This window comes from Sphingomonas sp. 7/4-4 (assembly GCF_027941955.1).
Lineage (GTDB): Bacteria > Pseudomonadota > Alphaproteobacteria > Sphingomonadales > Sphingomonadaceae > Sphingomonas.
In genome coordinates, this window is the sequence record NZ_CP115960.1 from 1298400 (window position 1) to 1311661 (window position 13262).

Here is a 13262-nt window from a genome sequence, read left to right on the forward strand (position 1 = left end):
GCCAGCGTAACGACCCATTTGCGCTTTGGCTCCCCCAAGCGTGATTCGCCAACGAATTCAGCGGTTAGCCGTGCTTTGCACGGGCGCGGAAGAGATGGAGCAGTGGTTCGGTATAGCCATTGGGCTGCACCGCACCGTCGAAGATCAATGCGCGCGCGGCTTGGAAGGCAAGACTCTCGTCCTCGTGACCCGCCATCGGCCGGTAGAGCGGATCGCCCGCATTCTGGGCATCGACCTTCGCCGCCATCCGCCGCAACGCTGCCTCCACGTCGCCGGGGGCGGCCACACCGTGGAGCAGCCAGTTGGCGATATGCTGCGACGAGATACGCAGGGTCGCGCGATCCTCCATCAGCCCGACATCGTCGATATCGGGAACCTTGGAACAGCCGACGCCCTGATCGATCCAGCGGACGACATAGCCGAGAATGCCCTGGGCATTGTTGTCGAGCTCACGCGCGACCTCCTCGGGCGACCAGTTGCGGCCCACCGCAACAGGGATCGTCAGCAGCGGCGCGAGGCCGGGAACTGGTTCGGCCGCGATTTCGCGCTGGCGGGCGAACACGTCGGTGCGGTGATAGTGGAGCGCGTGCAGTGTAGCAGCGGTGGGCGACGGCACCCAGGCAGTGTTCGCCCCGGCCTGCGGATGGGCGCCCTTTGCGCGAGCATGTCGGCCATCCGGTCCGGCGCCGCCCACATTCCCTTCCCGATCTGCGCCTTGCCGGAAAGCCCGCAGGCGAGGCCGATACGGACATTGCGATCCTCATAAGCCTTGATCCACGCCGATGCCTTCATTTCCGCCTTGGGCACCATCGGCCCGGCGCGCATGCTGGTGTGGATCTCGTCGCCGGTGCGATCGAGGAAGCCGGTGTTGATGAAGGCGATCCGGTCCTTCACTGCGTGGATGCACGCCGCGAGATTGGCCGAGGTCCGCCGCTCTTCGTCCATCACCCCGACCTTGATCGTGTGGCGCGCGAGACCGAGCAGATCCTCGACCGCGTCGAACAGCCGATTGGTGAGGCCGCACTCCTCGGGCCCGTGCATCTTGGGTTTGACGATGTAGATCGAACCTGCCCGGCTGTTGCGGAAGCGTCCCAGCCCACGCAGATCGTAGAGTGCGATCAGGCTTGTGACGATCGCGTCGAGAATGCCTTCGGGCGCCTCCTGACCATCGGCAAGCAACACCGCGGGGGTCGTCATCAAATGCCCGACATTGCGGACGAACAGCAGCGACCGGCCGGGCAGATCGCCGCGATCGGGGTTCAGCCGTCGGGTCATGGTCTTGCCGCCCTTGTCAAAGCTTTCCTCAAGATCGCCCTGCATCAGCCCGAGCCAATTGGCGTAGGCGGCGACCTTGTCCTCGGCATCGACCGCCGCGACCGAATCCTCGAGATCGACGATCGTGCTCAGCGCCGATTCGAGCAGAACGTCGGCGATCCCCGCCGGGTCGTGCTTGCCGATTGGATGGTCACGATCGATCACCACTTCGATGTGCAGGCCGTTGTTGCGAAACAAGAAGTTGTCGCCGGGTCGGCCAACCAACTTTTCCGGTTCGCACAGATAGAGTTCGACCTCTTCGGACGTCACTACGTCGGCCCAGTCGATTGCTAGCGGCACCGCTTCGTCAAGGAACGCCTTGGCGCGAGCGATCACCTGATCACCCCGCTCCTCGTCATAACCGCCCGGCTTCGCGGCGCCCGGCAACGCATCGGTGCCGTAGAGCGCGTCGTACAGGCCGCCCCAGCGTGCATTGGCGGCGTTGAGCACGAAGCGGGCGTTGAGCGCGGGCACCACCAGCTGCGGGCCCGCCATCCGCGCAATCTCGTCATCGACGTTCTGCGTGCCGATCTCAAACGGCGCCGGCTCGGGGACGAGATAGCCGATCTCGCGCAGGAACACCTCCTGCGCGGCCGGATCGGCAGCGCGGTGCGGATCGGCCTCGCACCACACATCGATTTGCGCCTGCAGCGAATCGCGCTTCGCCAGCAACGCGCGATTCTCCGGTGCAAAGCGCGCAAAGATGTCCGCAACGCCGGTCCAGAACCCATCCCCTCGATCGCCAGCCCCGGCAGCACGCGCGTCTCGACGAAGCGCGCGAGCACTTCGGCAACCTTCAGACCGGTGCGATCGACATGAGCGGACATGAAAGCGCCTCCTGCAGTGTCATTGTGCCTGGGGAGGGCAAAGGCGAAGTATCCGGCGCGCGGCCGCTAATCAACCCCGCCGTCCAGCGCGATCGCCGCAGCCTCGATCCGCTCGAGCATCGCGCGGAGCTGCTCGCGCTCTTCGTCCGATAGCGTCGCGAAGATCCGCCGCTCGAACTCCAGCGCCTTGGGCGCCACCTGCTCGTAGAGCGACCAGCCCTGCGGCGACAGCGTCAGCAAATGCGAGCGCTGGTCCTCGGGATTGGCGCCGCGCTGGATCAGCCCGCGCTCGGCCAGGGCGATCGCCGCCCGGCTCACCGTCACCTTGTCCATCCGCGTCCGGCCGCACAACGCCTGCTGGCTCATCGCGCCGCCCTCGGCAAGCACCGCAACCAGCCGCCATTCAGGGATGCGCAGCCCGAACAGCGTGCGATACGCCGTCGCCACTGCGTCCGACACCGTGTTGGACGCGATCGAAAGCCGATAGGGCAGGAATTCGTCGAGCTTGAGCGTCTTCGCCATGGCCTCACCGTGCTGCCATCTGCTGTTTGCTGCAAGTGACAACGTTGTACGGTTGCATTTTGTGCAATGATACCGGTATCACTTCGCACTTGCAACATAACGCGCTGCGGCGCAGAAGGATCGGGCCTTTCAGGCATCCTCTCCTAAGACTTTAAACGGCCGTCCCTCGGGGCGGCCTTTTTTGGCTTTCGCCCCTTGCGCGATACGCGCTGGAATGCCGAGAAGGCGTTGCGAAGCTTGCGAGGGAGGGCATGCCCATGAAGATCCGGCCGACATGCATGGGGATTGCGCTTGCGCTGAGTGCCGCGTCCCTCACCACGCCGCTCCCGAGCTTCGGACAAGCTGCATCGCAAATGCCGGCGCAAGCGCGCGACGGCACCCATGATTTCGACTGGGAAATCGGCAATTGGACGACGCAGTTGCGCTATCTGGCGGAACCGCTGACCGGATCGACCCGATGGGTCGAATATCGCGGTACCAGCGATGTGCGTCCCTTGCTGGGCGGCCGGGCTAATGTCGTCGAGCTTTCGGTCGAAGGATCCGCCGGGCGGATCGAGGGCGTGTCGCTCCGGCTCTACAATCCAAAGGCGCGCCAGTGGACACTGAATTTCGCGAGCGTCCGCAACGGCCTTCTCACGCCTCCGGTCACCGGCGCCTTCGACGCGAAGGGCAAGGGCACCTTTTACGGAACGGATACCGTCAACGAACGCATGATTCTCGTCCGCTTCGTGATCTCCGACGTCACGCCGAATTCCGCACGATTCGAACAGGCGTTTTCAGCTGATGGCGGAACCACTTGGGAAACGAACTGGATTGCAGTCGACACCAGGCGCTGACGGCGGGCCTCAGTCGTTGCCGAGGCGATTCAACTCGTTGCGATAACGGGCTATTAGCTCGGGCGGCACGCTGTCGGCGTGGCGGGCGAGGAACTTCTCGATCGCCTCGCGATATTCGCGGCGGAAATCGACATTGTCGGGGCTTGCCTCGACCTGTGCGGCGGCGCGTTCGACGGGCTTGAGTGCCTCCTGCACGAGCAGGCGTTTGCCGAAGGGAGACTCGTCGCGCAGGATCGCGATATTGCGCTCGAAACCCGGAATGTACTTGACGACGAAACGCTCGCCCTTCGGCGGGATTTCGATCGCGTTGCGTGGCGGGTAGAGGCTGGCCGACATCGTGTCGAAGCCGGTCTTCACGTCCCGCCCGTCGGCGGTGCGCACCACCGCATCATATTCCCAGATATTCAGAATCATTGAGCTGCGAACTGGTTTCCACCTCCTGCGTGATCACCGCCGTGCCATAGGTGCCATAGGCATTGAGAAAGATCGCGTTGACCATCGATCCGAGGAAGATGTTGGCGATCCCGATCACGAAGCCGATCACGCCCAGCCCCATCCATCCGGGCTTCCGAAGCAATGCGCTGACCGCACCGCCCAAAGCGAGACCCGCCAGGATCCAGAGCGGCAGCGACAGCAACGAATGCTGGCTGACGAAGAACAAAATCGCCGAGAGCACAACCATCCAGCCGCCACAGCCTCCCTATCCGTCATCACTGTGTTTTGCCGCCGGCATCGCCACCTCAGATAGCGCGCAGCAGCGTGAGCCGTGCCTTGCCGTGGACGCGGCTGGTGTGGACCTCGAAGCCGGCGAGTTCGATTTCCTCGTTCTTCGCGGTCTCGATGCTGATCCACGTCGCCGGCGACGCCCAGCCAAGCCGGCCGAGCTTGTCGAGCGCGACCACGCCTGCGCCGGTGCCGTAAGGCGGATCCATCAGGATCAAATCGAGCGGCTTCACGGCAGGGCCCAGCGCCAGCGCGGAAGTGGCGCGGACTTCGGCACCCTTTGCCCCGAGTTTGGCGATATTGGCCTTGAGCACGTCCAGCGCTGCCTTGTCCTGTTCGACAAACAAGCAGGAAGCGGCGCCGCGTGACAGGGCTTCGAGGCCGAGCGCCCCCGATCCGGCGAACAGATCGGCGACCGCAAGCCCTTCGAAGCTGCCCACCCGGCTGACGAGCATCGAAAACAGTGCCTCGCGGGTGCGATCGGCTGTCGGGCGCGTGGTGTCCCCCTTGGGCGAGACCAAGGGGCGGCCGCGCCATTCCCCGGCGATGATCCGCATTACTTGCGCGTCCTCGGCGGCCGCCCGGGCTTAGCGGGCTTGCCGCGACCGCCTGCCGGGCCCTTGGTCGGACGGCGAGGACCGCGCGGCCGCTCGGCGAGGTCGCCGGCGCGCGGCTCCTGCTGATCGCGATGCGCCTTGGCCCGCGCGGCACGGGCAGGCTTGCCGACGGTCCGGGTCTCCTCGCGCGCCGGACGCTCGGGACGCGCAGGACGATCAGTGCGCGGGGCGGGCGTGGCGCGAGGTGTGAAGCGGGCTTCGCCGCGCGCGGGGCCACGGCTTTCTTCGCGTGCGGGGCGCTCGGTTCGCGCCGCGGGCGTGGTCCGTGGCGTGAAGCGACCTTCCCCTCTGGCCGGGGCACGACTCTCGTCACGTGCCGGGCGTTCGGCACGGGCCGGCGGCCGGGCACCGGGCTTGAAACGGGTCTCCGCGCTCGCGGGGCGGTCTTCGCGGGGTGCACGCTCGATCCGGCCGGGCGGCCTGGCGCCGGGGGCGAAGCGACCTTCGCCGCGCGGTGGGCGGCGTTCCCCTCCGCCGCATCCGCGGCGCGCGCGGGCGGAGTGGTGCGCGGCGTGAAGCGCGGGCCCGCGGGCGCGACGGGCGTGGGCTTTATCGGCGCGCGGCGCAGGCGGCGATCCGGTTCCTCGACCGATTTCGCCTTGGGCGCCGGCGCCTCGGGCACGCGCTCGCGCACCGAGAATTGCAGGTTCGACGCGGCCTTGCCGCCGCTTGGCTTGGACAGCACGGTGCGGAAAGTGATCAGGTCGGCGCGGCGGATTTCGTCGACGTCTCCCGGCGGGAGATCCCCCAGATAGAAGGGGCCGTAGCGCGTGCGGATCAGGCGGCTGACTTCGAGCCCGAGATGCTCGAGTACGCGACGGACTTCGCGATTCTTGCCCTCGGTCAGGGTCATCTCGATCCAGACATTGGCGCCGGTGCGGCGCTCGATATTGGCGTTGATCGAGCCGTAACGGACACCTTCGATCTCGACGCCGAGCATCAACTCCTCGAGCTGGGGCTGGCTCACCTGGCCATAGGCACGGGCGCGATAGCTGCGCTCGACGCCGGTGGCGGGAAGCTCCAGCTCACGCTTGAGCTCGCCGTCGGTGGTCAGCAGCAACAGGCCTTCGGTGTTCAAGTCGAGCCGCCCGACCGGCATCACCCGCGGCAGCCCTTCGGGCAAGCGGTCATAGATGGTGGGGCGACCGGTGAAGTCGCGCTCGGCGGTGAGCAGGCCGGCGGGCTTGTGATAGCGGAACAGCCGGGCAGGCGCAGGCTCGGCGACGGGATTGCCGTCGACGGTGACGCCGTGGAGCGAGGTCAGCAGCGTGGCGGGGGTATCGAGCACCTTGCCATCGAGCGCGATGCGCCCTTCGGCGATCATGCGTTCGATCTCGCGGCGCGACGCGATTCCTGCACGGGCGAGCAGCTTCGCGATGCGCTGCGTTTCGGGGGCTTGGATGGGGGCACGGCGGCGATATAGCGATTATGCTCCGCTCGGCAAAAATTATTGCGGCGCTGAATAGGGTTTTCGCGCGTTAGGAGCGGCTTGCGGGGGCGTTTGGGGGCGCGCCGCGGATGAAAGCGGTGTGAATGTTGTTCGCGAAGAAGAAACGGCTGATCGAGCGGGTATTGCTGGTGGAAGATGAGGCGCTGGAGGCGTTCGACACCGAGCATTTCCTGAATGGCGAGGGGTTCACGATCGTCGCGACGGTCGATTCGGTCGCGGATGCACTCGTCTGGATCGAGACCGACCCCGATATCGACCTGGTGCTGCTGGACGTGCGGCTGGCCGACGGCAGCGGTATCGACGTGGCACGTGCGGCGAAGGCGCGCGGCGTCGAGGTGCTGTTCGTGACGGGCGATTGCCCGGCCGAAGCGCGGGCGCTGGGGGCGGGATGGCTGGCCAAGCCCTATCCGCAGCGCGACCTGCTGGGGGCGATCCTCGCGGTCGAGACGGTGATCAGGGGAAAGAAGCCGCGGAAACTGCCGAGCAGCTTCAACCTGTTCGCCGGGGTCGCCTGAGCCGGGACTCTGCGCGCTCAGGACGCATAGGCCCGCAGTTTCGCCTCGACTGCATCGTGGAACTGGCGGATGCCGAGTTCGAGCGTGCCGAGCGTGAGCCGCTCGATCGCGCCCGAGGCCAGCCCCTGCTGGCCCAGCTCGCAGGCGCGGAAATCCTCCGCGGCGAACACCCCGCCGTCGAGCAGCTGCCAGCTCTTCTCCCAATGGGCGAGTGCCTTGTCGGTGGCGGGCGGCTCGGGGATGAGCATGAAATCCTCGACCAGCACCCGATCGGGCGCCTGGGGCATCAGCACCATCAGGTTGATGTAATCCGGGCTGACGACGAGCACGGTGCCGGGAAACATCTGATAGGTATAGGTGATCGCCGAGCGCAAAGTCGCCCAGTCGCTGGAGGACAGGGCCGCCAACGCAGCCTCGCGGCCCACCGCCGAGCGCTGGTGCGGGCCGATGCTGTCGGCGGTCGAGACGCCGTCCCTGAAGAACGGGGCGATCGTGTCGGCGTGGAGACGCTGGATGTGATAGCCTTCGAGAAAGGCGTCCATGATCAGCTTCCAATTGGCGCGGATGTCGTGCGTGCGGTGGCGGAACAAATGCTGGCCGGCGAGATCGAATGCCTCGAAATCACGCGCAAGCGTCTCGGCCTCGCCGAAATCGGCGCCCTCGTCGAAAGCGAACCAGATCAGCCCGCCCGCCTCGTGCGTGGGCAGGCGCTGGAGGCCGTGTTCGGCCTTGTCGAGGCCGGGGAAGGTATCGGCGCGAGGTAGCCCGGTGAGGCGGCCGTCGAGCGCATAGGTCCAGGCGTGATAGGGACAGACCAGCCGCGGCGACCGGACTGCCTCACATCCTTCGACAAGGCGCGTGCCGCGGTGGCGGCAGACGTTGAGGAAGACATGCGCCTGCCCTGCCTTGTCTCGGGTGATCAGCAACGGCTTGCCGAACCCGTCATGCGGCACCGCCATGTTGTTTTCGGGCAGCAGCGCGGAGGGAGCTATGACCAGAGGCACGCGCGCAAAGATGTGCGCCTGCTCGGCCGCATGGCGCGCCAAGCTGGTATAAGCGGAGGCATCGACATAAGCGATCGCGCCCTCGTCGCGACGACCGCCGCGGGCGAGCTGGGCGGCGAGCGCGAGTTGGCCCTGAGTCGGCGCGTTCATCCTTCCCCTCCGCAACTTTTCGGCAAGGGTCCGTGCTCGGTTCCCGCAACGGCCGTGATCGTCCGGAGACGGGCGCTGGCAAGGAAGCTCGCGCAGTGCGGGCTGGTGGCCCGTGCAAGCGGGCTGACGCAGTCCAGCGTTCGTCTCCGGACGACCGCGAAGCGGCGGGCGGATTTTGGCGCACAGCTACGTCGCTCGTCAGTCACGATGAACACCGCATCGCTCCTTCCTCGCTCCTCCCTGTGCGCCAAAATCCGCTCCGTCACGGCCATTGTGGGAACCGAGTACGGACCCTAGTGTCGCGCGGAAGGCGAGAGGGAGCAAGGGATGGCGGACGGGGCGACTCTGGAGGAAGGCACACGCGGCGGATTCGTCGCGACGATGGCGCCCTATTTCCGCCCGCGGCCGATCGCGGCGCTGCTGCTCGGCATCTCGAGCGGATTTCCGCTGGCGCTGCTCCTCGGAACGATGACCTTCTGGCTCGCCAAGGTCGGTATCGACAAGAAGACCATCGGCTTCGCGATCGGGCTGACGACGCCGTACACGCTCAAATTCCTGTGGGCGCCTTTGGTGGACCGGCTCAAGCTGCCCATCCTTACCGGACTGTTCGGCCAGCGCCGGGCATGGCTGTTCTTCGTCCAGGCATTGCTGTTCGCATCGGTATGGATGCTCGGCGCGAGCCAGCCCGAGCTGCACCTCGGCGTCTTCGCTTTCTGGGCGATCGCGACGGCGTTTCTCGGCGCGACCCAGGACATCATCATCGACGCATATCGCATTGAAATCCTTACCGAAGACGAGCTCGCGCACGGCACTGCGAACAACCAGTTCGGCTACCGCCTCGGAGCCTTCGCTGCGGGCGTGGGCACGATCGCGATGGCCTCACCCGAGGGCCTCGGGCTGGGCTGGGCCAAAGCCTATGGGCTGACCGGCTTCTGCGTTCTCCCCGGACTTCTCGCGGCGCTCTGGGCCGGACGCGGATTGCACGACCGCGTGCTCAGCGCCGAAGGACGCCAGTCGATCGGGCAATGGCTCCAGTCGACGCTGATCGGGCCGTTCCGCGAATTCCTGATGCGGCGCGGCGCCGTGCTCATCCTGCTCTTCGTTCTGGTCTACAAGCTCGGCGACGCGATGGGACAGTCGATGCTCAACCCGATGATCGTCGAGCTCGGCTTCAGCGACACCGAGTTCATCGCGATCAACAAGGTGATCGGCTTTTGGGGGCTGATCGTCGGCACGGCGCTGTCGGCGCCGTTGCTCGCCTGGCTCGGCATGGGCCGCGCGCTGTTCGTCTCCGGGGTGCTGATGATGGTGAGCAACCTGACCTTTGCGATCCTCGCATCGCAGGGGCATTCCAACCTGTGGCTGACGATCGCGGTGGCGACCGAACAGGTGACCAGCGGGCTCGGCCTCACGATCTTCGTCACCTATCTGTCGGGGCTGTCGAGCCTTGCCTACACCGCAACGCAATTCGCTCTGCTCTCGTCGCTCGCGGGTGTCGGGCGGACCTGGCTGTCGAGCCCGGCAGGGATATTCGCCGAGCAGCTCGGCTGGGTCGGATTCTGGATCATGACCACTGTCGTGGCGCTGCCCGGCATGGTGCTGCTGTGGTTCCTGTGGCGGAAGGGCTTCGTGGTCGAGAGCGTGCGCAAGGCGCGCGCGGGCGCCGAGCCAGCGCCGGAGGCAAAGCCGGAAGCCGCCGCCTGATGCCGTTCCTCGTCGTCATCGGGCTGCAGGTGCTCTGCATCGTTCATCTGATGCGCACCGGGCGCAATCCACTGTGGCTCACTGCGTTGATCTTCCTGCCGGTGGTGAGCGCGCTCGCCTATCTGATCGTCGAGGTGCTGCCGGGATTGGGCAGCAACCGCCATGTGCGGACCGCTCGGGCAAAGGCGATCGAGACGATCGACCCCGAACGCGAGTTGCGCGCCGCGCGCGACGCGCTTGGCCTCGCCGATACCGCAGCCAACCGGCTCCGCGTGGCCGATGCGCTGGCGGCGCTGGGGCGGCATGACGAGGCGGTACCGCTCTATCGCGAGAGCATCGCGATGACGCCCGGCGACCCCGACCTGCGCAGCCAGGGCAAGCTCGCTTTGTCGCTGTTCGAAACCGGTCAGGCGACCGAGACCTTGGCATTGCTCGACGCGATCCCGACACCTCTTGGCCAGAGCGAGCGCGATCGGCAGGCACTGCTGCGTGCGCGGACGCTCGATCATCTCGGCCGCAAGCAGGAAGCGCTCGATCTCTATGCCGATTTGGTCATGCGCATGCCGGGCGAAGAGGCGCGTTGTCGTTATGCTGCGCTGCTGATCGAGCAGGGCTGGGAGCGCAAGGCATTGGTGGTGCTCGAGGAAGTCGAAGGGCGAATGCGCCGCCTCAGCCGGCATCAGCGCGCGGCCGATGCGGGCATGTATCGCTGGGCGGGCGAAGCGCTTGCCGGGCTCCGCGCGAAAGGAGTCGCACAATGAAGCGCTGGTGGATCGTGATGGCCGGGTTGCTGGCGGTAGCGGCCGGCGCGTGGCTCTGGGGTTCGCCCTATCTCACGCTGCTGCAGATGAAGAAGGCCGCCGACGCACGCGATCTCACGGCGCTTTCCGCGCGGATCGACTATCCGGCGGTCCGCGCGGACGTGAAGACGCAATTGCGCGGGCGGCTGGAGCATGCCGACGGCTCGCCGCTCGACCGGCTGGGCGCAGCGATCGCCGAGCGGTTCGCCGATCCGGCAGTCGACGCGATCATCACACCCGAGGGCATGCGCGCGCTCTTCGCAAGCGCCGCGGTGGCGCAGGCGGCACGGCCGGGGCTGACCAGCGCGAAGCCGGGCGAGATGCGCGTCCACCGGGAATCGCTGGGCCGCTTCGCACTGACACCGGCGAACGGGACCGGCCCCGAGCTGGTTTTCGAGTTGCAGGGGCTGACCTGGCGCGTGACCGCGGTGCGGCTGCCGGAGGGGCGCTTGCTCTAGCGTTGCGCGGCCTTCGCGCCGACCGCTTGCGCCCAGTTGCGGACGTTCTTGATCCTCCCCGGAACGGGGAGGGGGACCGCCGCCGTAGGCGGTGGTGGAGGGAGTGCCCCAATGGATTTCGCTGGTGGAGAGTCCCCTCCACCAGCCTGCGGCTGGTCCCCTCCCCGTTCCGGGGAGGATCGGAATGACCGCTAACCACCATTTGCAGACATGCTTGCAATGTAGGATTTCGTCTGACAGCCTCATCTAGGACGGATCGACATTCAAAATCCTCCCCGCCAGGGAGGTGGCACGCGCAGCGTGACGGAGGGGCGGAAGCACTGCGCTCGATCGGAGAGTGCGCTGCTTACCTCCCTTCCGACGCCTTCGGCGCCACCTCCCCTTGCGGGGGAGGATTGAAAGCCGTCGCTCGCCTGAATGTCGATCCGCCCTGGCTCTTTGACATCGTAACGCCCCTCCTCCTGCTCGTGCGAAAGCAGGAGTAAAGCGCTGCCTGGCCCACACCATCCTGGATCGCCTGCGCAGGAACACGGCCGGCCAGAACGATGCAGGCAGTGTGACCCTAGTGTGACCTTTCGCGGCTAACCACCAATAGCCGGCGCCTTCCTACCCCTTCATCTGCCGCTTTATCGTCGCCTGCGTCGCCTTCCCATACGGCGGCTTCATCCCAGCCAGCTTCGCCACGTCGAGCCGTGCCTGTTTGTAGATGCTGCGCGCGTGGCTGAAAGTACGGAAGCCCGCTTCGCCGTGATACGCGCCCGTCCCCGAGGGCCCGATCCCACCGAACGGCAATTCCTCCTGGCCGACATGGAAGATCACGTCGTCGAGCGTCACGCCGCCCGAGATCGTGCGATCCAGCACCCTGCGCCGCTCCTCGCCATCGCCGCCGAAATAATAAAGCGCCAGCGGGCGATCGCGCCGGTTCACTTCGGCGATCGCATCGTCGATATGCCGATAGCTCCGCACCGGCAGGACCGGCCCGAAAATCTCCTCCTGCATCACGATCATATCGTCGGTTGCACCGCGGATGATGTGGAGCGGCATTTTCCGCGAATTGGAGGCGGCGAAATCCTCTTGTCCCGGGTTCACCGCGATGACCTCGGCCCCTTGCGGCGCGCATCTTCGACCCAATCATTCAGCCGCGCATGGTGGCGATCGTTGATCACCGCGGTGTAATCGGGATTCGCCAAAAGGCTCGGATACATCGCCGATGCCGCGCGGATCAGCCCGTCCACGACTTCGCTTTCCTTCTCCTCGGGCACCAGCATGTAATCGGGGGCGAGGCAGATCTGCCCGGCATTGAGCATCTTGCCCATCGCCACCCGCTCTGTGGCCCGGCCGATATCGGCCGAGCGGCCCACTATGATGGGCGACTTGCCGCCGAGTTCGAGCGTCACCGGCGTCAGATTGTCCGCGGCGGCGTGGAGGATGTGCTTCGCGATCCCCGTCGCACCGGTGAACAGCAGATGATCGAACGGGAGTTCGGCGAAGGCCTTGCCGACCTCCGGCCCGCCGCTCACGAATGCCATTTCCTCGGGGGCGAAGTGAAGCGGCGCCAGTTCCTCGAACAAGGCGGCCACGACCGGCGTGAACTCGCTGGTCTTGACCATCGCCCGGTTGCCCGCAGCGAACACACCGGCAAGCGGGCTCATCACGAGGTTCACCGGGAAATTCCACGGTGCGATGATCCCCACCACGCCCTTTGGCTGATATTCAACCCATGCCCGCCCGCCGAGCAATCCCAACGGGAACATCGCTGGCTTGCGCTCGGACCGCGACCAGCGCCCGACATGCTTGAGCGCATGTTTGAGCGGCGCCACCGAAGCGGCAATATCGGTGATCATCGATTGCTCGCGGCTACGATGCCGGAAATCCTCCGAGAGCGCGTCGCAGAAGCGCGGCGCATTGTCGGCCACCAGCGCGATAGCGCGCTTGAGTCGATCCTTGCGAATGTCGAGCGACACCGGCAGTTCGGCCATGAATGCGGCGCGCTGGCGGTCGAGCAGGTCGCGCATCATCGGGTCTCCGGCGGGATTTGCGTGATGACGACAATGTCGGCTGGCGTGGGCGCCGGCGTCAATGCCTGGCCGATCCACACCGTGAAGGCCGCCGCTGCGAGCATCACGCCGAACGGCAGCCGATCGGTAGCAGCGATCTTCCGCCCGCCCATCCGCAACCCCAGCACCGCCGCCAGCCCGATCAGCGCCGCGGCAAGCAGCACCAGCGGCAGCGCCTGCCAGCCGAGCCAGCAGCCGATTGCCCCGAACAATTTGGGGTCTCCCCGCCCAGCCCCTGCCGGCCACGCACCAGCCGATAGCCCGCCGCGATCGCGGCCAGCGTCG

Annotated in this window: 11 protein-coding genes and 3 pseudogenes; 5 read left to right on the forward strand and 9 right to left on the reverse strand. The window is 66.4% G+C overall.

What is annotated here, in order from left to right; all coding sequences use genetic code 11:
• Positions 1-64: 64 nt before the first annotated feature.
• Both PIB19_RS06565 and PIB19_RS06570 read right to left on the reverse strand, forming a co-directional pair.
• A pseudogene (locus PIB19_RS06565) lies at positions 65-2141 on the reverse strand (malate synthase G).
• Between the two features lie 66 nt (positions 2142-2207).
• Entirely contained in the window at positions 2208-2663 is a 456-nt protein-coding gene (locus PIB19_RS06570) for a MarR family winged helix-turn-helix transcriptional regulator (protein ID WP_271240153.1), read from the reverse strand.
• A 257-nt stretch (positions 2664-2920) separates the two neighbouring features.
• Between PIB19_RS06570 and PIB19_RS06575 the strand changes: the two genes are divergently transcribed.
• Entirely contained in the window at positions 2921-3499 is a 579-nt protein-coding gene (locus PIB19_RS06575) for a hypothetical protein (RefSeq protein ID WP_271240154.1), read from the forward strand.
• Between the two features lie 9 nt (positions 3500-3508).
• Here the strand turns inward: PIB19_RS06575 and PIB19_RS06580 are convergent, their stop codons facing one another.
• The 4 genes and pseudogenes from PIB19_RS06580 to PIB19_RS06595 form a co-directional block, all read right to left on the reverse strand.
• Positions 3509-3913: a hypothetical protein gene (locus tag PIB19_RS06580; protein ID WP_271240155.1), complete on the reverse strand. Its 405-nt coding sequence runs from the start codon at positions 3911-3913 to the stop codon at positions 3509-3511.
• Entirely contained in the window at positions 3888-4181 is a 294-nt protein-coding gene (locus PIB19_RS06585; RefSeq protein ID WP_271240156.1) for a hypothetical protein, read from the reverse strand. The genes PIB19_RS06580 and PIB19_RS06585 overlap by 26 nt, the downstream gene beginning before the upstream one ends.
• Before the next feature lie 58 nt (positions 4182-4239).
• Positions 4240-4779 carry a 16S rRNA (guanine(966)-N(2))-methyltransferase RsmD gene (gene rsmD, locus PIB19_RS06590; RefSeq protein WP_271240157.1) on the reverse strand — a complete coding sequence of 180 codons (540 nt, stop codon included), beginning with the start codon at positions 4777-4779 and terminating at the stop codon, positions 4240-4242.
• A gap of 835 nt (positions 4780-5614) precedes the next feature.
• Positions 5615-6163: pseudogene (locus tag PIB19_RS06595) on the reverse strand (pseudouridine synthase); the annotation flags it as partial.
• Positions 6164-6372: 209 nt separating this feature from the next.
• Here PIB19_RS06595 and PIB19_RS06600 point away from each other — a divergent pair.
• Positions 6373-6804 (forward strand): response regulator, encoded by a 432-nt coding sequence (locus PIB19_RS06600; protein WP_271240158.1) that lies wholly within the window; start codon positions 6373-6375, stop codon positions 6802-6804.
• Positions 6805-6821: 17 nt separating this feature from the next.
• Here PIB19_RS06600 and PIB19_RS06605 read toward each other — a convergent pair whose 3' ends face one another.
• Positions 6822-7958 carry an aromatic ring-hydroxylating oxygenase subunit alpha gene (locus tag PIB19_RS06605; protein ID WP_271240159.1) on the reverse strand — a complete coding sequence of 379 codons (1137 nt, stop codon included), beginning with the start codon at positions 7956-7958 and terminating at the stop codon, positions 6822-6824.
• Positions 7959-8285: 327 nt separating this feature from the next.
• Between PIB19_RS06605 and PIB19_RS06610 the strand changes: the two genes are divergently transcribed.
• Genes PIB19_RS06610 through PIB19_RS06620 form a run of 3 tightly spaced genes read left to right on the forward strand, consistent with a single transcriptional unit; the run spans position 8286 to position 10920 of the window.
• Positions 8286-9662 (forward strand): AmpG family muropeptide MFS transporter, encoded by a 1377-nt coding sequence (locus PIB19_RS06610; RefSeq protein WP_271240160.1) that lies wholly within the window; start codon positions 8286-8288, stop codon positions 9660-9662.
• The gene (locus PIB19_RS06615; RefSeq protein WP_271240161.1) at positions 9662-10423 is read left to right on the forward strand and encodes a tetratricopeptide repeat protein; all 762 of its coding nucleotides are present in this window, start codon (positions 9662-9664) and stop codon (positions 10421-10423) included. The genes PIB19_RS06610 and PIB19_RS06615 overlap by 1 nt, the downstream gene beginning before the upstream one ends.
• Positions 10420-10920, forward strand: coding sequence for a DUF2939 domain-containing protein (locus tag PIB19_RS06620; protein WP_271240162.1), 501 nt, complete (start codon positions 10420-10422; stop codon positions 10918-10920). The genes PIB19_RS06615 and PIB19_RS06620 overlap by 4 nt, the downstream gene beginning before the upstream one ends.
• A 606-nt stretch (positions 10921-11526) precedes the next feature.
• Here PIB19_RS06620 and PIB19_RS06625 read toward each other — a convergent pair.
• A pseudogene (locus PIB19_RS06625) lies at positions 11527-12935 on the reverse strand (coniferyl aldehyde dehydrogenase).
• The gene (locus PIB19_RS22905; RefSeq protein WP_336297278.1) at positions 12935-13189 is read right to left on the reverse strand and encodes a hypothetical protein; all 255 of its coding nucleotides are present in this window, start codon (positions 13187-13189) and stop codon (positions 12935-12937) included. Before PIB19_RS22905 ends, PIB19_RS06625 begins: the two are co-directional and overlap by 1 nt.
• Between the last annotated feature and the right edge of the window lie 73 nt (positions 13190-13262).

Coding starts and splice junctions, on each gene's coding strand:
- PIB19_RS06570 (WP_271240153.1), bottom strand. CDS start 2,663: ATGGCGAAGACGCTCAAGCTCGACGAATTCCTGCCCTATCGGCTTTCG.
- PIB19_RS06575 (WP_271240154.1), top strand. CDS start 2,921: ATGAAGATCCGGCCGACATGCATGGGGATTGCGCTTGCGCTGAGTGCC.
- PIB19_RS06580 (WP_271240155.1), bottom strand. CDS start 3,913: ATGATTCTGAATATCTGGGAATATGATGCGGTGGTGCGCACCGCCGAC.
- PIB19_RS06585 (WP_271240156.1), bottom strand. CDS start 4,181: ATGGTTGTGCTCTCGGCGATTTTGTTCTTCGTCAGCCAGCATTCGTTG.
- rsmD (WP_271240157.1), bottom strand. CDS start 4,779: ATGCGGATCATCGCCGGGGAATGGCGCGGCCGCCCCTTGGTCTCGCCC.
- PIB19_RS06600 (WP_271240158.1), top strand. CDS start 6,373: ATGTTGTTCGCGAAGAAGAAACGGCTGATCGAGCGGGTATTGCTGGTG.
- PIB19_RS06605 (WP_271240159.1), bottom strand. CDS start 7,958: ATGAACGCGCCGACTCAGGGCCAACTCGCGCTCGCCGCCCAGCTCGCC.
- PIB19_RS06610 (WP_271240160.1), top strand. CDS start 8,286: ATGGCGGACGGGGCGACTCTGGAGGAAGGCACACGCGGCGGATTCGTC.
- PIB19_RS06615 (WP_271240161.1), top strand. CDS start 9,662: ATGCCGTTCCTCGTCGTCATCGGGCTGCAGGTGCTCTGCATCGTTCAT.
- PIB19_RS06620 (WP_271240162.1), top strand. CDS start 10,420: ATGAAGCGCTGGTGGATCGTGATGGCCGGGTTGCTGGCGGTAGCGGCC.